Source organism: Massilia suwonensis, from assembly GCF_042655665.1.
GTDB lineage: Bacteria > Pseudomonadota > Gammaproteobacteria > Burkholderiales > Burkholderiaceae_D > Telluria > Telluria suwonensis.
Genome location: NZ_JBHSMR010000013.1, coordinates 1,082,460 through 1,104,212, shown reverse-complemented (window position 1 = coordinate 1,104,212; position 21,753 = coordinate 1,082,460). Strand labels below are relative to the sequence as shown.

Here is a 21,753-nt window from a genome sequence, read left to right as displayed (position 1 = left end):
GCAGCCTCCCCGCCGCCCGGTACAGTGCATGCACGACATCACCTACCAGACGGAGACAGCAGCAATGAAAACCTATCAAATCGCAACCATCCCAGGCGACGGCATCGGCAAGGAAGTCGTGCCCGCGGGCCAGCAGGTGCTGGCGGCCCTGGCGGCCGGCAGCAACAGCTTCCAGTTCGCCTTCGAGGACTTCGACTGGGGCGGCGACTACTACCGCAAGCACGGCGTCATGATGCCGGCCGACGGCCTCGACGCGCTGCGCAACAAGGACGCGATCCTGTTCGGCTCGGCCGGCGATCCGGACATCGCCGACCACATCACCCTGTGGGGCCTGCGCCTGAAGATCTGCCAGGGCTTCGACCAGTACGCCAACGTGCGTCCGACCCGCATCCTGCCGGGCATCGACGGTCCATTGAAGCGCTGCGCGCCGGAAGACCTGAATTGGGTCATCGTGCGCGAGAACTCGGAAGGCGAGTACTCGGGCGTGGGCGGACGCGTGCACCAGGGCCACCCGATCGAGGCCGCGACCGACGTCAGCATGATGACCCGCGTCGGCGTCGAGCGCATCCTGCGCTTCGCCTTCAAGCTGGCGCATTCGCGTCCGCGCAAGCAGCTGACCGTCATCACCAAGTCGAATGCCCAGCGCCACGCGATGGTGATGTGGGACGAGGTGGCGGTGCAGGTGTCGAAGGACTTCCCGGACGTGAAGTGGGACAAGGAACTGGTCGACGCCGCCACCGCGCGCATGGTCAACCGTCCGGCCACGCTCGACACCATCGTCGCCACCAACCTGCACGCCGACATCCTCTCCGACCTGGCCGCGGCCCTGGCCGGCAGCCTGGGCATCGCCCCGACGGGCAACATCGATCCGGAACGCCGCTATCCGTCGATGTTCGAGCCGATCCACGGCTCCGCCTTCGACATCATGGGCAAAGGCCTGGCCAACCCGATCGGCACCTTCTGGTCGGTCGTCATGCTGCTCGAGCACCTGGGCGAATTCGAAGCGGCGAAGCAGGTGATGGCGGCGATCGAAAGCGTGACCAGCACCCCGTCGCTGCACACGCGCGACCTGGGCGGCACGGCCACCACCGCGGACGTCACGCAGGCCGTATGCAACTTCCTGGGCGCCCGCCGCGAGCGCGCCGCAGCGTAACAAGGCTTCGATTCACCGGCGCCGCCACGCGCGGCCCGGTCCTGCGCCGGTCCAGCGCAGCTTCCGCAGCACAGCGGACGTCCCCGTAAAAGCCACCCGCCGCAGAGCGGGAAGGGGACGCCGCACACATCAAGGAGACATCATGTCAACCCGCATTTTCGGAAAACTGTATGTGCAGGTCCTGATCGGCGTGGTCGCCGGCGGCCTGCTCGGCTTCCTCTATCCCCAGCTCGGCACCGACCTCAAACCCCTCGGCGACGTCTTCATCCGCCTGATCAAGATGGTGTTCGCACCGGTCATCTTCGCGATGGTGGTGCTCGGCATCGCGCGCATGGAAAGCATGAAGGAGCTGGGGCGCGTCGGTGTACGCGCCCTGATCTATTTCGAGGTCCTGTCGACCTTCGCACTGCTGCTCGGCCTGGTCGTCGTCAACGTGTTCCAGCCGGGCGCCGGCATGAACGTCGATGCGAAAGCGCTCGATACCCACGCCATTTCCAACTACACGGCCGCCGCGGCGAAATCCGGTGGCTTCGTCGAGTTCCTGCTGCACATGGTGCCCACCAGCGTGGTCGAGGCGCTGGCCAAGAACGACATCCTGCAGATCCTCGTGTTCGCGACCATGTTCGGCGTCGCCCTGTCGCACATGGGCCGCGCCGCCAAGCCGGTGGTCGACGTGCTGGAAGCCTTCAGCAACGCCATGTTCGTGGTAGTGCGGATGGTCATGCGCATCGCCCCGATCGCTGCGTTCGGCGCGATCGCCTTCACGGTCGGCAAATACGGCCTGGGCTCGCTGCTGTCCCTGGGCCAGCTGATGGCCTGCATGTACCTGACCTGCGTCGCCTTCGTCTTCGTGGTCCTGAACGCGATCGCCCGCGCCTCGGGTTTCAGCCTGTGGAAGTTCCTCCGCTATATCAAGGACGAGATCTTCACCGTGCTCGGCACCAGCTCCTCGGAGTCGGTGGTGCCGCAGCTGATGCACAAGCTGGAACACCTGGGCGTATCGAAGCCGGTGGTCGGCCTGGTGGTGCCGGCCGGCGTCACCTTCAACCCGGACGGCCAGTGCATCTACTACACCATGGCCGCGATCTTCATCGCCCAGGCCACCAACACGCCGCTGTCGCTGGTGGACCAGCTGGTGATCATGGGCGTGCTGATGGTGACCTCGAAGGGTTCGGCCGGCGTCACCGGTTCCGGCTTCATCACGCTGGCCGCGACCCTGGCCTCGATGGGCAACATCCCGGTTGCGGGCATGGTGCTGCTGCTGGGCGTCGACCGCTTCATGTCCGAAGCCCGGGCGATCACCAACACCATCGGCAATGCGGTCGGCACCGTGGCGATCGCCAAATGGGTGGGCGGGGTCGACAGCACCCGCATGCAGCGCATCCTGGATGGGAATGAAGTCGCGCCGCTGGTCAAACCGGCCGAAGAGACGCCGGTGCCGGTCGAACTGAACGTGGTCGGCCTGCCCGGCGTGCACAAGGCATCGGCTTGAAGGAGGGCGTGATGGATAACGCACGCGCCTTTCTCGAAAGCCTGTTCAGGGCCGCGATCGCCGCGGCGCAGCCGGCCCTGTGCATTCCGGCCTGGCTGCCCGAGGCACCGCGCGGACGCCTGATCGTGATCGGCGCCGGCAAGGCCTCGGCCGAGATGGCCCGCGCGGTCGAACGCAACTGGCAGGGCAAGCTGGAAGGACTGGTCATCACGCGCTACGGTTACGCAGTGCCTTGCGAGCGGATCGAGATCGTCGAGGCGGCCCATCCGGTGCCCGACCAGGCCGGACTGGACGCCGCCACGCGCATGCTCGAACTGGTGAGCGGCTTGACGGCCGACGATACCGTGCTGTGCCTGGTCTCAGGCGGCGGCTCCTCCTTGCTGCCCCTGCCGCTGCCCGGCATCACGCTCGAGGACAAGCAGGCCGTGAACCGCGCCTTGCTCGCTTCGGGCGCGAGCATCGGCGAAATGAACTGCGTGCGGCGCCACTTATCAAGCATCAAGGGCGGGCGCCTGGCTGCGGCCTGCCATCCGGCCAGGGTGGTCACGCTCCTGATCTCCGACGTACCCGGCGACGATCCGCGCGACATCGCCTCCGGCCCCACGGTGGCCGACCCGAGCACCTGCGCGGATGCACTCGCCATCGTCGCACGCTACGGCATCGCGCTGCCGCCACCGGTGCGCGCGGTGCTCGAGAGCGGCGCCGGCGAGTCGGTGAAGCCGGGCGACCCGCGCCTGGAAGGGCATACGGTGCACATGGTCGCCACGCCGCAGATGGCCTTGGAAGCCGCGGCCCGCGTGGCCGAGGAGGCCGGCGTCAAGGCCTACATCCTCGGCGACAGCATCGAAGGCGAGGCGCGTGACGTCGGCAAAGTCATGGCCGGCATCGCCTTGCAGGCGGCGCGGCGCGGCCAGCCCTTCGCCGGACCCTGCGTGCTGCTGTCCGGCGGCGAGACCACGGTCACGCTGCGCGGCGAGGGCAGGGGCGGGCGCAACGTCGAGTTCCTGCTGTCGGCGGCGATTGCCCTGCGCGGCGAACCGGGCGTGCACGGCCTCGCGGGCGACACCGACGGCGTCGACGGCATCGAAGAAATCGCCGGCGCCTATTTTTCTCCGGCGACGATCGCGCGCGCCTTCGCCCAGGGCATCAGCCCGCTCGCGAGCCTGGACCGCAACGACGGCCACGGCTTCTTCCAGGCCCTGGGCGACTCGATCGTCACCGGGCCGACCCTCACCAACGTCAACGACTTCCGGGCCATCCTCATCGACCCGGCATCTCCAGGAACCCAAGCATGAACCGTAACCGCAAGGCCAAGATCGTGGCCACCGTCGGCCCCGCCAGCAGCGACGCCGCCACCCTGGAGGCGATGTTCCGCGCCGGCGCCGACGTCTTCCGCCTGAACTTCAGCCACGGCACCCACGAAGACCACAGGGCGCGCCTGGCCATCCTGCGCAGCCTGGAACACAGCCTGGGCCGCCCGATCGGCGTGCTGCTCGACCTGCAGGGCCCGAAGCTGCGCATCGGCAGCTTCGCCGGCGGTTCGGTCAGGCTGGAGCAGGGCGGGGCCTTCCGCCTGGATTTGCACGGCGACCGGCCGGGCAGCGTCGAGCGCGTCGCGCTGCCGCATCCCGAGATCTTCGCCGCGCTGGAACCCGGCGCGCGCCTGCTGCTCGACGACGGCCGCATCGAACTGCAGGTCCAGGCCTTCTCGGCGGAGCATGCCGACACGCTCGTGATCAACGGCGGCGTGCTGTCCGACCGCAAGGGCGTCAACGTGCCCGGTGTCGTGGTGCCGATGTCGGCGCTGACCGCGAAGGACCGGCGCGACCTCGACTTCGGCCTTTCTCTGGGCGTGGACTGGATCGCGCTCTCCTTCGTGCAGCGCGCCGAGGACTTCCAGGAGATCCGCGAGATCGTTCAGGGCCGCGCCGGCATCATCGCCAAACTGGAAAAGCCGGCCGCGATCGCCCAGCTCGACGCCATCGTCGAGGCGGCAGACGCGATCATGGTGGCCAGGGGCGACCTTGGCGTCGAGGTGCCGGCCGAGCAGGTGCCGGCGATCCAGAAGCGCATCGTGCGCAGCTGCCGCCGTCTCGGCAAACCGGTGATCGTCGCCACCCAGATGCTCGAATCGATGGTGGCCGCGCCGGTGCCGACCCGCGCCGAAGCCTCGGACGTGGCAACCGCCGTGTACGACGGCGCCGATGCGGTGATGCTGTCGGCCGAATCGGCTTCGGGGCGCTTTCCGGTCGAAGCTGTCCGGATGATGAACAACATCATCGAGCAGACCGAGTCCGATCCGTATTACACTGAAAGCATCCAGGCAGCGCCAAGCCCCGCGCGCGCGGACATCGCCGATGCCATCGGCCTGGCCTTGCGCAACGTGGCCGACCTGCTGGACGTGGCCGCGACCGTCGCCTACACCAGTTCCGGCCACTCGGCGCTGCGGGTGGCGCGCGAGCGGCCGCGTGCGCCGATCATCGGCATGACGCCGAAGCTGGCCACGGCGCGCCGCCTCGCGCTGGCCTGGGGCGTGCACGCGGTGCTGATCCACGACGTGGCCTCGGTCACCGAGATGACGGAATTCGCCTGCGCTACGGCCGGACGCGAGGGCCTGGCGCAGCCTGGACAGACGGTGGTGATCGCCGCCGGCATGCCTTTCGGGGCGGCCGGCACCACCAACCTGCTGCGCATCGCGCGGCTCGGCGAGTGATGGAGCAGTTCCTGCATTTCCAACAAACGGGCATCGGCCCGCATAACAAGGGAGTCACATGAAGAAGAACATCATCGCCGGCGCGGTCCTGGCACTGTGCGCCGCCGGCGCTTCGGCACAAACCGCGGTCGCAATCTACGGCATCGCCGATGCAGCCTTCGTCGCCGAGCGCGGCGGCGTCGCCGGGAACGCCAACAAGATCGTCGGCGGCGCCGCCTCGGCCTCGCGCATCGGCTTTCGCGGTACTGAAGACCTGGGCAACGGCATGTCGGCCCTGTTCACGCTGGAAACCGGCGTGCGCCTCGACACCGGCACGCTCGACGCGGCCAATACCCTGTTCAACCGCCAGGCCTTCGTCGGCCTGAAGACCCGTGCCGGCACGGTCACCCTCGGCCGCCAGTACACGCCATGGCACAACACGCTCGCCCAGGTCGCCGACCCGTTCGCGACCGGCTATGCGGGCGGCTCGAAGAACCTGTTCCCGGATTCGGGCGCCAACGTCCGCACCAGCAATACGATCGTCTACAGCGCACCGACGACCGCGGGCTTCAGCGGCCAGCTGGCCTACAGCCTGGGCGAACAGGCTGGCGATTCCACGGCCGGACGCCAGGTCGGCGCGGCGATCAACTACGCGAACGGTCCGCTGACCGTGAGCCTGGCCTACAACAACAAGAACAACGACGTCGCGGCGGCGCCGGGCGTCACCCCGGTCAACCGCGGCAGCGGGCGCAACACCATGCTGGCGGCGAACTACGACTTCAAGGTCCTCAAGGCCTATGCCGCCTTCAACGTCGACAAGGGTTTCAATAGCGCGCCGCTGGCCAATACCGGCAATCCGTTCGGCGGCGTGGCGCCGACCGCCTCGCTTGATGGCAACGAGATCCTGCTCGGCCTGTCGGCGCCGGTCGGCACCGGCACCGTGCTGGCCACGCTGATGCGCAAGGACGACAAGACCGCCTTCAACCAGGACGCCCGCTCCTGGGGCATCGGCTACGTGTATCCGCTGTCGAAGCGCTCCAGCCTGTACACGGCCTACGGCAAGGTCGACAACCGGAACGGCGCCGGCTACACGGTCAACAACAACTCCGAAACCGGCAGCGGCGACAGCGCCTTCAACCTGGGCGTGCGTCACACCTTCTGACGTGGCTTCACGCGGCCGTCGACGCCTCGTTCGACGGCCACCTGGCCACTTCCTGTCCCACCGGCGTGGCCGAGGAAAAGGCGCCGGCCACGAAATCGACGAAGGAGCGCACCCGCGCCGCCGTCTGCAGCTGGTGCGGATACACCGCATAGATGTCCGCGCCCGGCGTCTCCCAGTTCGCCAGCACCTGGCGCAGCCTGCCGCTCTGCAGGTACTTCGCCACGTCCCATTCCGCCCGCATGATCAGCCCGTGTCCTTCGAGCGCCCAGTTGACGGCGATCTCGCCGTCATTGGTACTGAGCTCGCCCCGCACCTTGACCGTTTCCGTGCGCTGGCCCGAAGTCAGGTGCCAGATGCCGTAGCCTTCCGCGCCCTGGCGGATGCCGATGCAGCTGTGGTGCGTCAGGTCGTTCGGCACGCGCGGCGTGCCGTGACGTTCGAGGTAGGCCGGGGCGGCGCAGATCAGGCGCCGGTTCGAGGCCAGGCGGCGCGCGATCACGCGCGTATCGGGCGGTTCGCCGAAGCGGATCCAGACGTCGCAGGCATCCTCGATCAGGGTCGGCGGATTCACCGTCAGCTGCAACTGGACGTGCACGTCCGGATGGCGCTTGTGGAAGGCCGAGATCAGCGGCGCGATATGGCTGCGGCCGAAACCGAGCGTGGCGTTCACCCGCAGCAGGCCCTTGGGGGCCGTGGCGGCGCTGGTGATCATCTGCTCCATGTCCTCGATGTCGGCCAGGATGCGGCGCGAATGCTCGAGGTAGATCTCGCCTTCGGCCGTCAATCCGATGCGGCGCGTGGTCCGGTGCAGCAAACGGGTGCCGAGGCGCGCCTCCATCTGCGACAGGCGCTTGCTGACCCCGGCCGTGGTGACGTTGAGTTCGCGCGCCGCGGCCGACAGGCTGCCGGCGCGTACCAGCAGGCTGAAGAAGGCCATCTCGGACTGGGCGTTGACGGGTGTGGACATTGTTAATCCAAGATTAATAATGGTTCAACTTTAGCGCCATATTTAAGTGCTCGCAAGCCGTATATTCGCTCATGACCCGGCAACCGGATCACGACAGCGAAGACCCATAACAATTCAGGAGACGAGCATGCAACAGCATCCACGGCAGGTACGGCGCATGGCGAAAGCCCTTGCGCTGGCAGTCTTACTCGGTAGCGGCGCCAATGCGATGGCCCAGGCCTGGCCCGCCAAGAACATCACCATCGTCGTGCCCTTCGCGACCGGCGGCACCACCGACGCGATCGCACGCACGCTGGGCCAGGAGCTGTCCAGGTCTTTGGGCCAGCCCGTCATCGTCGAGAACAAGCCGGGCGCCGGCGCCACCATCGGCGCCGACTACGTCGCCAAGGCCAAGCCGGACGGCTACACGCTGCTGGTCGGCGCCGTGCACCACACGATCGCCACCAGCGTCTACAAGAAGCTGCCCTACGACTTCCAGCGCGACCTGGCGCCGGTGTCGACGGTCGCCATGGTGCCGAACGTGCTGGTGGTGAACCCGAACGTCCCTGCGAAAAACGTCAAGGAGCTGGTGGCGCTGGCGAAGAAAACGCCGGGCAAACTCACCTTCGGCTCGAACGGCAACGGCACCGGCCAGCACCTGATCGGCGCCCAGTTCAACATCGCCAGCGGGACCGACATCATGCACGTGCCTTACAAGGGCAGCGGCCCGCTCACCATCGACCTGCTGGGCGGGCAGATCGACATGTCCTTCGATACCGTGACGCCGGTGCTGTCGCACATCCGCGCCGGCAAGCTGCGCGCGCTCGCGGTGACGACCATCCAGCGCTCGGCCGCGCTGCCCGACGTGCCGACCCTCGACGAGTCCGGGCTGAAGGGCTTCGATCAGGGCACCTGGTTCGGCGTGCTGGCGCCGGTGGCGACGCCGAAGGAGGTCGTGACGCGCCTGAATACCGAAGTCGTGAACATCGTGAATTCGGCCGAATTCAGGAAGCGGATGGAAGAGATCGGGGCCGTCCCGGTCGGCAACAGCGCCGCGCAGATGGCCAGCCAGATCAAGACCGACACCGAGCGTTACGCGAAGCTGGTGAAGGATGCGAAGGTGACGATGCAGTAAGCCGTACGCCGTTGGCCGGCGTCGTCGGGTACAGTCGGGGCATGCCCGACTCTCCAACATACCCGACCACGCCTGACGGCCGTTACTTCGTCGTCAGGGGACGGCTTTGGCGCACCAGTAATCCCGCACTGGCGCCGGACGAAAGGCAGCGGCTGGTCAATCAACTCATGAGCGCACGCCGCCACGTCGGCGTCGCCAAGCGGTCCGGCGATCTTGACGCCGAGCGCGGCGCCCGCGCCGCTGTCGACGCGGCCAAGCGCGGCCTCGGCGAGCGCGGCCCGGTCTGGTGGACCGACGGCGCGCCCGATTACAACCGCAAGCTCGCCGCCAGCACGCCCTACGCCGACTGGTACGCTGCGCTGCCCAAGGATTAGCTGCGCAGCGCCTGCACGGGACTCATGCGGATAGCCGCCGCCGTATGCTTCGCCGTGGCGCCGATCGCCGCGAGCAGGGCCAGCGCCACCGCCGCCGCCAGCGGCCAGGCGCCCAGCGGCGCGTGTTCTGCAAAACCGTCCAGGTAGTAACGGATCGCCAGCGCCGCCGCCGGCAGGCCGATCAGGCCGGCCACCGCCACCGTCAGTCCGAACTCGCGTCCCAGGCGGCGCGCGATGGCGCCGTTGCTGGCGCCGTACAGCTTGCGGATCACGATCTCGCGCCGGCTGCGCTGCACCGTGTAGGCCGACAGCACGTAGATGCCGAAGGCGGCCAGGGCGAGCGCCACCAGGCTGGCCGCGCCCAGGATTTTGACCATGCGCAGGTCCTGGCGGTAGCTGTCGCCGAACACGCTGGCCGCGCTTTTCATGTACAGCTTCCCGTTCGGGAAGTACTGGCGCCAGGTCGGGCCGATGGCCTGGGCCAGCGCCTGCTGGTCGAGCTGCGAGCGCAGCGTGACGACGCCGTCGGCATCGGTCACCATGTAGAGGATCGGCCCGGGGCGCTCGCGCAGCGACTGGTGGCGCACGTCGGGCGCGACGCCGACGACCAGCATGTCCGAGCCGTTCGGACCCGGCGCGAAGGGCATCTTGCCGACCGCCTCTTCGGCCGTGCGGTAGCCCAGCGCGCGCACCGCGGCCATGTTCAGCACGACGACGCGTGCCGTCGGCTGGTCGCGCTGCGCGCTGAACAGGCGGCCGGCGACGGGGCGGATGCGGTACAGGTCGAAGAACTCGGGCGAAGCACGCTTGACCTCCATGCGCATCTCGCCGCCGCTGCGCAGGTCGAAATTACCGGTGATCTTGTTGCCGTCGCGCCCGATCGCTTCGGCCGAAATGGCCGCACCCTCGACGCCGGGCACGCGGGCGACGGCGCGCGCAAAGCCCGCGACCTGTTCGTTCTTCGCCAGCGGCATGTCGAGCAGCGTCAACCCGCGCGGATCGAAGCCCGGATCGGCATGGGTGGCGTACCAGGTCTGCCAGCCGACAGCCACCGTGACGCCGGCCAGCGCCATCGCGGTGGCGAACTGCAGCACGGTGAGCGTGCGCCGCAGCCACAGGTTGCCGACCGTCTCGCTGTTGCTGTCGCGTCCCGCCAGTACGGTGGCCGCGCGCACCCGCAGCGCCGTCCAGGCCGGCCAGGCGCCGGCCGCGAGGCCTGCCAGCAGGCCCAGAAGCATGGCCAGCGCCAGGCGCGCGGGCGTGAAGAAGCCTTCCAGCTTGCGGTCGACCAGGTCGGCGAAAACCGGCAGCAGCAGCCAGGCGAGCACGATGCCGGCCACGGTGGCGAGCAGGGCCACCAGACCCGACTCGGCCAGGAACTGGGCGGCCACGCGCGCGGCGCTCGCGCCCAGCACCTTGCGCATGCCGATTTCGCGATGGCGCCGCAGCGTGCGCACGGTGGCGAGGTTGATCCAGTTGGTCATGGCCAGCGCCAGGATCAGCAGGGCGACGCCGGCCAGCGCCAGCGTGGAATCGCGCTGGCCGTAGTTGCGCTTGTCGCGGCCGCTGGCCAGGTCCGGATCGAAATAGGCGTCGGGCAGGGCGGCCAGGCGCACCTCGATGCCTGGTCCGGTGAGCGAGCGGCCCATGGCGCCCGTGCGCATCGGCTCGTTCATGGGCGAGGCTTCGACGGCTTCCTGGAGCAAGGCGTCGAGCCGGGCCGGATCGGCTCCGTGCCGCAGCTTGAGAAAAAGCTGGCCGCGCATCTGGCCCGCGGGATGCAGGGTGCGGTCCTCGAGTTTCAGCGCGCGGCTGAGCGGCCCGCCCAGGGCTTCCCAGCGCACGGTGGTGTTGGCCGGCAGGTCGGGAATCACGGCCAGCACCTGCAGCAGCTCGTCGCCCGCGCCCACCGTCTTGCCAAGCACCCCGGTGTGGCCGAACAGGCGCAGGGCCGTCTCGCGCGTGAGCGCCAGGCCGTCGGGACGGGTCAGGGCCGCCCGCAGGTCGCCGCTCAGGGGCTGGATGCCGAAGATGGCGCCGAAGTCCGGGTCGACCGCATACATCCTGACTGCGTGCAGTTCGCTGCCCGCGCGCAGCGGATGCTGGATCTGCTGCGCCTTGCTGGCCTGCTCGACAACCCCGCTGGCCAGCGCCGTGTCGCGCAGCGACAGCATGGCGCGCGTGTTCCAGTCCGGACGCGGGAAGAAGTTGATGCGCTGCTTGACGACATACACCCGCTCGCCGTCGGGCACATGGCTGTTATAGTTCAGGCAGTAGGTGACGAAGCCGAGCAGCAGGAAGCAGGCGGCACACGCGATCGCCAGGCCCAGCACCGTGACCGCCGAATATCCCGGTTCCTGCACCAGCTGGCGCCAGCCGATGCGAAAGTCCCGGGCGAATCCGAAGTTGATCTTCATGCTGCCCTCAACGCGTCGACAACGATACGGCCATCGAGCAGGTTCAGCGTGCGCGATGCCTGGGCCGCGTGGGCCGGGGAGTGGGTGACCATCACCACTGTCGTGCCCTCGAGGTTAATCGTGCGCAGCATGCGCATCACTTCGTCGCCGTGGGCCGTGTCGAGGTTACCGGTCGGTTCGTCGGCCAGCAGCAGGGCGGGGCCGGCCACCAGGGCGCGCGCGATCGCGACGCGCTGCTGCTGGCCGCCCGACAGCTGCGAGGGTTTATGACGCGCGCGGTGCGCCACCCCCAGCTTGTCCAGCATGGCGTTGACGCGTTCGCGCCGCTCAGCCGGCTTCATGCCGCTGTATTCGAGCGCCAGTTCGACGTTCTCGAACACGTTCAACTCATCGATCAGGTTGAAACTCTGGAAGATGAAGCCGATGCGTCCGCGCCGCAGCCGGTTCAGGCGCGCCTCGCTCCATCCCGCCACGTTCTCACCTTCGAACCAGTATTCTCCGGTGCTGGGCACGTCCAGCAGGCCGAGGAGGCCGAGCAGGGTCGACTTGCCGCAGCCCGAAGGGCCGGTGATGGCGACATATTCTCCGGCCTCGATCTCGAGGTCGATGCGGTCGAGGGCCGTGGTGTGGACTTCCCCCGCCACGTGGGTCTTGCTGATGCCTGAAAGCTTGAGCATGCTTATCCTTTTTACTGGAGTGAGAGATTACTGCGAAATGTTCAGTAGCGTCGACTGTCCGAAGGCCGTATAGCCGGACACGATGACCTGTTCGCCTGGCCGCAGGCCGGACAGCACCTCGACCTGGGCGTTGCTGCGCCGTCCGGTGCGCACTTCCCGACGCTGCGCCGTGCGGCCATCGGCTCCGAGCACGTAGACCCAGGCGCCGCCGCTGTCGCCGACCCAGGCGCCGCCCGGCAGCACCAGGGCGCGCGCGGGCTGGCCGAGCGTGAGCTGGGTGTCCAGGCTCTGGCCGGGGCGCAGCGAGGCCGGCTGCTCGCCGCTGAAGCGCAGCTCGGCCAGGAAGCGGCCGTCCTTGATCTGCGGGTAGACGTTCGCGACCTGCACCGGATAGCGCCGGCCGTCGTGTTCGACCGAACCGGAACGGCCGCTGCCCACGCGGTTCAGGTAGAACTCGTCGATGCGCGCGGCCAGCTTGAAGCGGCTCGGATCGTCGATGCGGCCGACGTTCTTGCCGGTGACGATCGATTCGCCGACCTGCATGCGAAAGTCGGTCAGGCGCCCGGCGCTCGGCGCGCGCACCACCAGCGCGTCGACCGTCGCCTGGACCAGCTGCAGGCCGCTATCGAGGCCGCCGATCGCTTTTTCCAGTTGCGAGAGGGCGGGTGCGCGCACCTGGCTGTCGGCGGCGGCGCTGCGCTTCTCCAGCGCGATGGCGCGCGCTTCCTTGTCATAGGCGTCGCGCGACTCTTCCAGCGCCACCGGAGAGATGAAGCCTTGCGCGGCGAGGCGCTCGTTGCGCGCGTGGCGCTTCTGCGCCTGTTCGAGGCTGAAGGCCAGTTCGTCGAGGCGGCGCTGGCGCGTGCTGCGGTCGCTCTCCTGGGCCAGGCGCAGGTTGGCCAGGTTGTAGAGCTGCTGCGCCTGCTCGGCCTGGCGCGCCAGCAGTTCCAGGTTGCGCTGCGGGTTCGCGATCCGGAACAGCAGCTGGCCCTTGTGCACCACGTCGCCGTCGCGCACGAAGACTTCCTCGATGCGCCCCGACTCGACCGAATCGAGGATCACCGAATCGAGCGGCTCGGCGTTCGCGCGCACCAGCAGCTCGTCGCTTAAGACGCCTTGTTCGACGGGGGCGAGCTGGATGTCGGCGCGCTGCACGCGCAGGCCGCGCGGGATCTGCTGCCAAAGGGTGGCGCCCATGGCGAGGAGCAGGGCGGCAGCGGCGCCGGCCAGCAGCATCTTCCTGCCGCGTTTGCGCGGAACGATGGTGTCCATGGCGGCGCCGGTGGCAGGAGTAGGAATCGGTTTCAGGGACATGCGATGCTCGATGAGTGATGATGAACGCTCTCATTGCAAGCGCCGTGCCATGCCGTTTTCAGGCCCGGATTGCGCGCTTTGGCGGACGCCTTGTCCACTCCCGAACAGGGCAGGTGTCCGTTTCCGCACAGGTGTGCGGCAAGGGGGCAAATGCCGTTTCGCCAGCTCATCTTCGCTGCTAGAATGCCCCCGACTTCAACGCAGCACAGCCGCCCCATGGACCCGACCACCGCCCGCATCCTGATCCTCGACGACGACGCCGACGTCGCCTTCGCCGCGCGGATGCTGCTGCGCCGGCGCCATGGCGAGATCACCGTGCTGCACGACCCGGCGCGCCTGCCGGCGGCGCTGGCCGCGGGCAGCTTCGACGTCGTCCTGCTCGACCTGAACTTCACGCCGGGCCGCACCGACGGGACTGAGGGCCTGGCCGTGCTCGATCTGCTGCGCGTACAGGCGCAGCCGCCGGCCGTGATCGCCCTGACGGCCTATGCCGACGTGCCGCTGGCGGTGGAAGCGCTCAAGCGCGGCGCCGGCGACTTCATCACCAAGCCCTGGGACAATGCGCGCCTGCTGGCGGCGGTCGATGGCGCCCTGGCGCGCCGCAGGGAGGCGCCGCCCGCCGGCTCGATCCTGATGGGAGAATCGACCGCCATGGCCGCGGTGCGCGCGATGGTGGCCGGCGTCGGCCCGACCGAGGCCAATGTGCTGGTGCTGGGCGAGAACGGCGTCGGCAAGGAACTGGTGGCGCGCGCCATCCACCTCGCCTCGAAGCGCGCAGCGGCGCCTTTCCTCGCGGTGGACATGGGCGCGCTGCCGGAAGCGACCTTCGAGAGCGAGCTGTTCGGCCACCGCAAGGGTTCCTTCACCGACGCCAAGGCCGACCGCGACGGCCGCTTCCAGGCCGCGCGCGGCGGCACCCTGTTCCTCGACGAAGTCGGGAATACGCCTTTGCCGGCCCAGGCCAAGCTGCTGGCGGCGCTGGAACGGCGCGAAGTGACGCCGCTGGGCGCCGACCGGCCGCAGGCGGTCGACGTGCGCATCGTCAGCGCCACCAACCTCGATGAAGCGAGCCTGTTCGACCCGGCAGTGTTCCGCCCCGACCTGCTGTTTCGCCTGAATACGATCGTGATCCGGGTGCCGCCGCTGCGAGAGCGGCGCGGCGACATCCCCGGCCTGCTGCGCCACTACCTGGCCCACTACGAAGCGCAGTATGCGCGGCCGGCGCGCCAGCTGCTACCCGCCGCGCAGGCGGCGCTGCTGGAGTGGACCTGGCCCGGCAACGTGCGCGCGCTGCGCCACGCCTGCGAGCGCGCGGTGATCCTCGCCGCGGGCGAGGGCTACGCGATCGGGGACTTCGGTCTCGTCGCGCCAGGCGCTGCGCCGGCAGCGGCCGCGCCGGCGCTGGAAGACCAGACCCTGGGCGAAGTCGAGCGCGGCGCGATCGCCGCCGCGCTGGCCCAAGCCAAGGGCAATATCAGCGAAGCGGCGCGCCGCCTGGGACTGAGCCGCGCTGCGCTCTACCGCAAGCTCGAGAAGCATGGCCTCTAGGCGCATGCTGCAGTCGGGCGCCGGCGCGGCCGTCCTCGTCCTGATGGCGCTGGCCGCCGCCGCGCAGGCCTGCATCGGATCGCCGCGCCTGCTGGTGCTGTGCGGCCTGGCGGCATGCGCGCCGGCCTGGTTCGTCTGCTACGCACTGCTGCGGCTGGCGCCCGAGCTGCCCCGTCCAACGGCGGGCGATCCGGTTCCGCTGCGTTCCGCTGCCGATGCGCTGGCGCTGGAAGCGCGCCTCGAACATGCGCCGGTGGCCCTGTTCGTGATCGACGGTCAGGGCGAGGTCGCGGCCCTGAACGCCAACGCGCGCCAGCTGCTGGCGCCGGGCCGGGTGCTCGATCGCCCGAAGCTGTTCGCCCAGCTGGCTGCGCAGCCGGCGCAAGGCCGCGCGCTGCTCGCCTTCGATACCGAACGCGGCACCGAGCGCGCCATGGTCGCGCTGTCCGCGCTCACCGTGCACGGCAAGGCGCAGCGCATCGCGGCGCTGCTGCCGCTCGAAAGCGAACTCGAATCGGAAACCCTGAATGCCTGGCGCCAGCTGGTGCAGGTGCTGACCCACGAGATCATGAATTCGCTGACCCCGGTGGCCTCGCTTTCCAGCACGGCGCAAGGCATGCTGCTCGAGCTGCAGCCCCAGCTGGAGGGCGAAGCCGCGGCCGACCTGGCGATGGACCTGACGACCGCGCTGGACGCCATCGCGCGCCGCGCCACCAGCCTGGCCGATTTCGTCGGCAGCTACCGCAGCCTGTCCGGCATGCCGGAGCCGCGGCCCGAGCAGATCGATCTCGAGGCGCTGTTCGCGCGCCTGTCCCTGCTGTTGGAACCGGCCTGGCAGGCGCGCGGCGGCGCGCTGCGCGTGCTGGTCGAACCGGGGGCGCCGGTGCTGGTGGCCGATCCGGGCCAGCTGGAACAGGCCCTGATCAACCTGCTGAAAAACGCGTTCGAGGCCACCGCCGGCGTGGCGGCGCCTTGTGCGACCGTGCATGCGCGCCTGGTGCGCGGCGCACGGCTGCGCATCGAGGTCAGCGACAACGGTCCCGGCGTGCCGGAGGAGCTGCTGCCGCATGTCTTCACGCCCTTCTTCACAACGAAGAAGGGTGGAAGAGGCATCGGACTGGCGCTGGTGCGCCAGCTGGTGCACGGCAATGGCGGCACCGTCCGTCACGTGCGGCCTGTGACGGGCGGCGCCCGTTTCGTGCTGAGTTTTTAAAAGTGAACTACAGCGGCGGCACTACGCCCGCGAACCGCAGCAGGTCGGCCATCCGGAAGTCGCCCGGGTGGCTGGTCGGCAGCGTCGGACGCCATTGCGGCGCCGCGCGCAGGTAGGCCCCCGGGTCTTCGCGCAGCAGGCCGACGAAGACTTCGCCGACGATGCGCCCGCCCACCGGTCCCAGGCGCAGGCCGTGCTCCATCACCTCGGCTTCTTTCAGGATGTAGAAGAACAGCGGCGTCGAGCTGGCCAGGGTGTTCTTCGGATCGAGCGCGTAGGGCGTCAGCTCGCTCAGCTGGCTGGGCGCGAGCACGGGCATGCGCATGGCGCGGGCGATTGCCTGGCCGGACGGGATGCCGAAGTTGATGTGGCGCGTGAGGGTGCGCGCCGGCAGCGACTGCACGCCGTCGTTCGGCAGGCCGGGAGAAGGGCCGCGCGCGCCCGGCAGCTGCATCAGCGGCGAAGACAGGCGAATGTCGATGCGCTTGTTCGGGCGCACGTTGCCGTCGCCGAAATCGAAGAAGGTCTGCCAGTCGACGAAGCGCCGTGCCGCGCGCTTGCCGCCGCGCAGGTCGTTCGGGTCGGCCGCGGAAGGATTTTCCGTGTCGTCGAAGATGAAGGCGAAGAAGGGCGATCCGCCGGTCGGGCCGAAATTGGCGCGGTAGCTGGGACGGACCTGGGAGTGTCCGAAGCGGTAGGCGGCGGCGTTGAATTCGATGGGAATGCGCGGCGTCTCGCGACCGTCGCCGGCGCGGAAGCGGTTCAGCGCGGCCTCCGGATGGTAGTACTTCAGGCCGTTGCGCAGGATGTCGTCCAGCCGCTCCTGGCCGATCGTCAGCGGCAGGAACTCGTGCAGGATGATCCACTGGTAATGCCAGGTCACCAGCCGGCGCGCATCCGCGAACAGCTGCTGGGCGCTGGCGCCGCGGTAGGCCGGCTGCGCTGCCAGGTAGTCGGTGATGGCGTTGTGGAAGGAGAGCAGGGCGACCTGCATCTGGGCGATGACCACGTTCTCGTCGTTGCGGCTTTCGGCCACGATGGCGTTGTTCTGGCGGTCGCGCGGCACGTCGAAGCGCACCGCGCCATGGCGCGAGACGGCTTCGGAACCGGGAATGCGTTCGAGGCGGAACTTGATGCGTCCCGAGCTGCTGTCGTAGAGTTCGGGCGAGCCGGCCGGGCCGTTGCCGTAGACCGAGTCGAGGTCGAAGGCGGCCGTGCGGAAGTTCACGGTCGCCATCGGGTTGGCGTTCGCGTTCAGGATCGACTTGCGGTCGAAGGTGATGTCGTGGTCGAGGAACTGGCCGAGGAAGGTCATGCCGGCCGTCATGTTCGGATTGTCCGGGTTGTGCGGGCTGAACACGGCCGGGTTCAGGATCGACTGGATCGGGTTGGTGAGGTTGTCGCCGGCGTCGATCAGGTCGTTACGGGCGCCCATGCGCTGCATCGCCGTCCGCGCGGCGGCGGTTTGCGGCGCGAACGATGGCAGGTCGGGGTACATGCGGGTGAACACATTGTCGGGGTGGGGAGCGCGGGCCGGTTGGCGCGCGGTGACGGTATCTGCTTCCGTGGAATTGACGACCAAACAGAGGCCCAGCGGCGCAAGCGCCGATATAAGGTGCTTTCTCATCTACGACTCCTGAAAGATTCAAAATTTCAACGTGCGCGGGGATACGGCTGGCAATTCCAAGCTGGGGATACTGTTCAGATGCGTGCCGCCACGACGGGCTGCAGCGAGGTGAAGAACCGAGGGAATAGCAAAACGGACACTGACGCTGACAAACGTTGAAGGCCTCAGTATCGATCGGGAAAGATGAATGTCAAGCAAGGTCAGGCGCGGCCGGTTCGCGGCCGCGTTTGCTTCGACGGAACGATACCCGTAGGGTGGGCGCCCCGTGCCCACCGGGCGCGCCCACGACATTATTTCGGTGGGCACGGGGCGCCCGATGAAACCGTGGGCGCGGCCATTGGCCACGCCCACCCCTACAGCCGTATTTACGTATCTTTACATCCAGTTCCGGCAATTACTTGCCCGGATCCTTTTGATTCGTGAACTGGTCGAACTCCACGTTGTACGGCTGGCCGTTGACCATCTCGACCTTGCGCACATACACCGTTTGGACCACGTCGCGGGTCGCCGGGTCGATGCTGATCGGGCCGCGCGGGCTCTGGATCTTCATGCCTTTCAGCACGCCCATCGCCGCGTCGCCGTCGATCTTGCCTTTCAGCTTGTTGCTGACCTGGTAGATCGCGTTCATGCCATCATAGGCAGCCACGGCCATGAAGTTCGGACGACCGCCCTGCGGGTTGGCGGAGGCAAAGCTCTTCAGGAAGGCCTCGTTCTCAGGGGACTTGTGGGCGGCCGAGTAGTGGAAGGTGGTGATCACGCCCTGGGTCGCGTCACCCATGGCCGGCAGCACGTGGTCGTCGGTCAAGTCTCCGGTGGCAATGACCTTGATGCCGGCAGCGGCCAGGCCGCGCTCGCGGTAGCCTTTCATGAAGGCGATCGATTGCTCGCCGGCAGGCACGAAGACGAACACGGCGTCCGGCTTGGCGTCCTTGATGCGCTGGATGAAGGGGGCGAATTCGGGATTGCGCAGCGGTACGCGGATGGCTTCCACGATCTTGCCGCCGCTCTTCACCAGGCGGTCGCTGAAGGCCTTCTCGGCGTCGATGCCGGGACCGTAGTCGGCCACGACGGTGGCCACGTTCATGACCTTGTTCTTGACGGCCCAGTCGGCCATCGGCGCCGAGATCTGCGGCAGCGTCATCGAGAAGCGCGCGATGTAGTCGGACTTGGTCGTGATCACCGAGGTAGCCGCGTTCATGATGATCATCGGCTTTTTCGCCTGCTGGGCGATCGGCGCCACGGCCAGGGCTTCCGGCGTCAGGCCGAAGCCGGCCAGGAAGTCGACCTTGTCGCGCACCACCAGTTCCTGCGCCAGGCGCTTGGCCACTTCCGGCGCCGGGCCGGTGGTGTCCTTGTAGATGATCTGGATCTTCTTGCCGGCCACCGTGTCGCCGTGCTGCGCCATCCAGGCCTTGATGCCGCCTTCCATCTGCTTGCCATAGTCGGCAAAGGGACCGGAGAAGGCGGCGATCACGCCGACCTTGATGGTGTCCTGGGCCAGCGCGGCGGGCGCGAAGGCGATGGAAGCGGTGGCGGCCAGGGCCGCGGCAATCGTCGTGAACTTCATCTCTGTCTCCTGTGGTTGGTCTTGTCGGAAGCCTCGGGGCAGCGCGGCGCGGCCGTGTCCTTATCACAACTGCATCAACGCCCTCGCAAGCATATTGTTGACAAGCTTCCGTGACAACCATAGTATCGACTTTGTGTTCGATTAACAACCTCTTGTTCGGTAATCGAACACAATGCTTGAAAAGCCTGCTTTAAAGCTCTATCCATAAAACACGGAGACAACATGAAGAACACCATCTGCAGCGCTGTGGCGCTGATGTGCGGCCTGGCCGCGTCGGCAGCGAACGCTCAGACCGCGGTCCAGATCTACGGTATCGTCGACAGCGGCATCGCCCACCTGACCAACGTCAATAGTGCGGGCGATTCGATCACCAAGGTCCCGTCGCTGACCAGCTCCTTCCCCTCACGCATCGGCTTCCGCGGCACCGAGGACCTGGGCAACGGCCTGCAGGCTTTCTTCGTGCTGGAAAACGGCCTGGCACTCGATACCGGCACCCAGCAGCAGGGCGGGCGCCTGTTCGGCCGCCAGGCCAACGTCGGCATCAAGGGCGCCTGGGGCACGATCACCCTCGGCCGCCAGCAGAACATGACCTACATCTCGGGCCTCAAGACCGACGTGCTCGGTCCGCACCTGTTCGCGATCGGCTCGATCGATCCTTACCTGCCGAACGCGCGCAGCGACAATGCGATCGGCTACATGGGCAACTTCAACGGCTTCGTGCTGGGCGCGACCTGGAGCTTCGGCCGCGACGCCTCGAACGCCGGCGGACCGGCTGCCACCAACTGCGCCGGCGAAGTCGGCGGCGACTCGAAGGCTTGCCGCCAGGTCACCGGCCTGATCGGTTACGAGACCAAGGCCTGGGGCCTGAACGCCTCCTACGACCAGCTGCGCGGCAATGTCGGCGCGGCCGGCGGCCTGACCAGCAGCGACAACACCGACGTGCGCAAGACGGTGAACGCGTACGTGATGTTCGGCCCGACCAAGCTCGGCGGCGGCGTGATCGCGCGCGACACCGATGCCAACGCGACGGTGGGCGATTCGGAATCGAACCTGTACTACCTGGGCGTGAGCCATCCGTTCGGCTCGTTCGTGGGCGACGTGCAGGTAGCACGCCGCGATACCAAGGATTCGCCGAACGACGTCAACATGCTGGTGGCGCGCCTGACCTATGCGATGTCGAAGCGGACCTTCGTGTATGGCGCGGTCGGCCGCATGGACAACAAGGGCGCCTCGGCGGTGGCGCTGGATGCGGGCGGCAGCGTCGGTGCCGGCATGGCCCAGAATGGCGTCATGGTCGGCTTGCGTCACCACTTCTGATTGAACGTAGGGTGGAGTCCCCGACTCCACGCGGTGATACGTATTGGCTCCGATATCGTGCACGATGATCTTGCCGCCGCGTATCACCGCGTGGAGTCAGGACTCCACCCTACGTTTACTGATGTGAATTTGTAGGGTGGGCACTCCGTGCCCACGCGGTGATACGCGGCAGCAAGATCGTCGAGCACGAACGCGGAGTCGTTACGTATCACCGCGTGGGCGCCCGGTGAACCCGTCATTGATGCCATTGGCATCAATGACCCTTACGGCAGCAGCACCGCCAGCTCCTGCGCGCCTCTCTGCAATACCGGCAAGAACTCCGCACGCATGCGCTCGGCACTCACACGCCCGGCCTGCGCCCCGACGTTCAGCGCCGCCAGCACCTGCCCCGACGCCCCGCGCACCGGCACGGCGATCGAACGCAGCCCCAGTTCCAGTTCCTCGTCGTTGATCGCATAGCCGTCCTGCCGCACCTGCACCAGGATCTCGCGTAGGCGTTTCTGGCTGGTCACCGTCTTGTCGGTCATCGCTTTCAGCCGGGCTTTCTCGAAATACGCATCCAGCTCGTGCGGCGCCAGGTGCGCCAGCATCACGCGGCCGAGCGAGGTGCAGTAGGCCGGCAGGCGGCTGCCCGTGTTCAGGGCCACCGACATCACGCGCGAGGCGGCCGAGCGTGCCACGTACAGCACTTCGCCATCGTCGAGCACGGCCAGCGAGCAGGATTCGCCCAGCTCGCGGCTGATGGCGTTCAGGTAGGGCTGGCTCGACACCGTCAGCGGCGTCGACGACAGGTAAGAGTAGCCGAGGGTCAGCACCTTCGGGCGCAGCGAAAAATTGTTCAGCTCGGCATCGACATAGCCGAGCTGCTGCAGCGTGTACAGGCAGCGGCGCACGGCGGCGCGCGGGATGCCCGTCTTCTGGCTGATCTGCGCGATGGTCTGCGGCTTGCGGGAATCGCTGAAGGCCTGCACCACGGCCAGCCCGCGCGCAAGCGAGGTCATGAAGCTGGGGTCGGTCAGGGCGTCGATCTGCTCGGCGATCGTCGGTTCACGTTCTTCTGCGGAATCAAGGCTCTCCGGCCCGTCGGTATGCGTTGTCGATTTTGTCATGGCGCGATTT

Annotated in this window: 17 protein-coding genes; 10 read left to right on the top strand and 7 right to left on the bottom strand. The window is 67.9% G+C overall.

The window, feature by feature from the left end; all coding sequences use genetic code 11:
- The first annotated feature begins 64 nt into the window (after window positions 1-64).
- The 5 genes from ACFPQ5_RS12900 to ACFPQ5_RS12880 all read left to right on the top strand — a co-directional run bounded on the left by ACFPQ5_RS12900 (window position 65) and on the right by ACFPQ5_RS12880 (window position 6,499).
- Window positions 65-1,153, top strand: coding sequence for a tartrate dehydrogenase (locus tag ACFPQ5_RS12900; RefSeq protein WP_379755980.1), 1,089 nt, complete (start codon window positions 65-67; stop codon window positions 1,151-1,153).
- Window positions 1,154-1,295: 142 nt separating this feature from the next.
- The gene (gene dctA, locus ACFPQ5_RS12895) at window positions 1,296-2,645 is read left to right on the top strand and encodes a C4-dicarboxylate transporter DctA (protein WP_379755977.1); all 1,350 of its coding nucleotides are present in this window, start codon (window positions 1,296-1,298) and stop codon (window positions 2,643-2,645) included.
- A gap of 11 nt (window positions 2,646-2,656) precedes the next feature.
- A complete protein-coding gene (locus ACFPQ5_RS12890) occupies window positions 2,657-3,940 on the top strand; it encodes a glycerate kinase type-2 family protein (RefSeq protein ID WP_379755974.1) in 1,284 nt (427 codons plus the stop codon).
- A complete protein-coding gene (gene pyk / locus ACFPQ5_RS12885; RefSeq protein ID WP_379755971.1) occupies window positions 3,937-5,358 on the top strand; it encodes a pyruvate kinase in 1,422 nt (473 codons plus the stop codon). The genes ACFPQ5_RS12890 and pyk overlap by 4 nt, the downstream gene beginning before the upstream one ends.
- 58 nt (window positions 5,359-5,416) lie before the next feature.
- Entirely contained in the window at window positions 5,417-6,499 is a 1,083-nt protein-coding gene (locus tag ACFPQ5_RS12880; RefSeq protein ID WP_379755968.1) for a porin, read from the top strand.
- Window positions 6,500-6,506: 7 nt separating this feature from the next.
- Here ACFPQ5_RS12880 and ACFPQ5_RS12875 read toward each other — a convergent pair whose 3' ends face one another.
- A complete protein-coding gene (locus tag ACFPQ5_RS12875; protein ID WP_379755965.1) occupies window positions 6,507-7,466 on the bottom strand; it encodes a LysR substrate-binding domain-containing protein in 960 nt (319 codons plus the stop codon).
- Window positions 7,467-7,593: 127 nt separating this feature from the next.
- On the opposite strand from ACFPQ5_RS12875, the gene ACFPQ5_RS12870 reads away from it, so the two are divergent.
- Together ACFPQ5_RS12870 and ACFPQ5_RS12865 are read left to right on the top strand one after the other, a co-directional pair.
- Window positions 7,594-8,580 (top strand): Bug family tripartite tricarboxylate transporter substrate binding protein, encoded by a 987-nt coding sequence (locus tag ACFPQ5_RS12870; RefSeq protein ID WP_379755962.1) that lies wholly within the window; start codon window positions 7,594-7,596, stop codon window positions 8,578-8,580.
- A gap of 167 nt (window positions 8,581-8,747) precedes the next feature.
- Window positions 8,748-8,954, top strand: coding sequence for a hypothetical protein (locus ACFPQ5_RS12865; protein WP_379755959.1), 207 nt, complete (start codon window positions 8,748-8,750; stop codon window positions 8,952-8,954).
- On the opposite strand, the gene ACFPQ5_RS12860 is transcribed toward ACFPQ5_RS12865, so the two are convergent.
- The 3 genes from ACFPQ5_RS12860 to ACFPQ5_RS12850 are packed head-to-tail and all read right to left on the bottom strand — an operon-like array spanning window position 8,951 to window position 13,362.
- Window positions 8,951-11,371, bottom strand: a complete 2,421-nt coding sequence (locus tag ACFPQ5_RS12860) for an ABC transporter permease (protein WP_379755956.1) — start codon at window positions 11,369-11,371, stop codon at window positions 8,951-8,953. The genes ACFPQ5_RS12865 and ACFPQ5_RS12860 overlap by 4 nt on opposite strands.
- The gene (locus ACFPQ5_RS12855; RefSeq protein WP_136218777.1) at window positions 11,368-12,048 is read right to left on the bottom strand and encodes an ABC transporter ATP-binding protein; all 681 of its coding nucleotides are present in this window, start codon (window positions 12,046-12,048) and stop codon (window positions 11,368-11,370) included. Before ACFPQ5_RS12855 ends, ACFPQ5_RS12860 begins: the two co-directional genes overlap by 4 nt.
- A gap of 27 nt (window positions 12,049-12,075) precedes the next feature.
- The gene (locus ACFPQ5_RS12850) at window positions 12,076-13,362 is read right to left on the bottom strand and encodes an efflux RND transporter periplasmic adaptor subunit (protein WP_379755953.1); all 1,287 of its coding nucleotides are present in this window, start codon (window positions 13,360-13,362) and stop codon (window positions 12,076-12,078) included.
- 216 nt (window positions 13,363-13,578) lie between these two features.
- Here ACFPQ5_RS12850 and ACFPQ5_RS12845 point away from each other — a divergent pair, with 216 nt between their 5' ends.
- Together ACFPQ5_RS12845 and ACFPQ5_RS12840 are read left to right on the top strand one after the other, a co-directional pair.
- Window positions 13,579-14,910 (top strand): sigma-54-dependent transcriptional regulator, encoded by a 1,332-nt coding sequence (locus ACFPQ5_RS12845; protein ID WP_379755950.1) that lies wholly within the window; start codon window positions 13,579-13,581, stop codon window positions 14,908-14,910.
- Complete coding sequence (locus ACFPQ5_RS12840; protein WP_379755947.1) at window positions 14,900-16,123, top strand: sensor histidine kinase; 1,224 nt, start codon at window positions 14,900-14,902, stop codon at window positions 16,121-16,123. The genes ACFPQ5_RS12845 and ACFPQ5_RS12840 overlap by 11 nt, the downstream gene beginning before the upstream one ends.
- 7 nt (window positions 16,124-16,130) lie before the next feature.
- Here the strand turns inward: ACFPQ5_RS12840 and ACFPQ5_RS12835 are convergent, their stop codons facing one another.
- Together ACFPQ5_RS12835 and ACFPQ5_RS12830 are read right to left on the bottom strand one after the other, a co-directional pair.
- Entirely contained in the window at window positions 16,131-17,750 is a 1,620-nt protein-coding gene (locus ACFPQ5_RS12835) for a peroxidase family protein (RefSeq protein WP_379755944.1), read from the bottom strand.
- 394 nt (window positions 17,751-18,144) lie between these two features.
- On the bottom strand, window positions 18,145-19,317 hold the full coding sequence (locus ACFPQ5_RS12830) for an ABC transporter substrate-binding protein (RefSeq protein WP_379755941.1): 1,173 nt from the start codon (window positions 19,315-19,317) through the stop codon (window positions 18,145-18,147).
- Window positions 19,318-19,539: 222 nt separating this feature from the next.
- Between ACFPQ5_RS12830 and ACFPQ5_RS12825 the strand changes: the two genes are divergently transcribed.
- The gene (locus ACFPQ5_RS12825) at window positions 19,540-20,634 is read left to right on the top strand and encodes a porin (protein ID WP_379755938.1); all 1,095 of its coding nucleotides are present in this window, start codon (window positions 19,540-19,542) and stop codon (window positions 20,632-20,634) included.
- A gap of 263 nt (window positions 20,635-20,897) precedes the next feature.
- Here the strand turns inward: ACFPQ5_RS12825 and ACFPQ5_RS12820 are convergent, their stop codons facing one another.
- The gene (locus ACFPQ5_RS12820; protein WP_379755935.1) at window positions 20,898-21,743 is read right to left on the bottom strand and encodes an IclR family transcriptional regulator domain-containing protein; all 846 of its coding nucleotides are present in this window, start codon (window positions 21,741-21,743) and stop codon (window positions 20,898-20,900) included.
- Window positions 21,744-21,753: the final 10 nt, after the last annotated feature.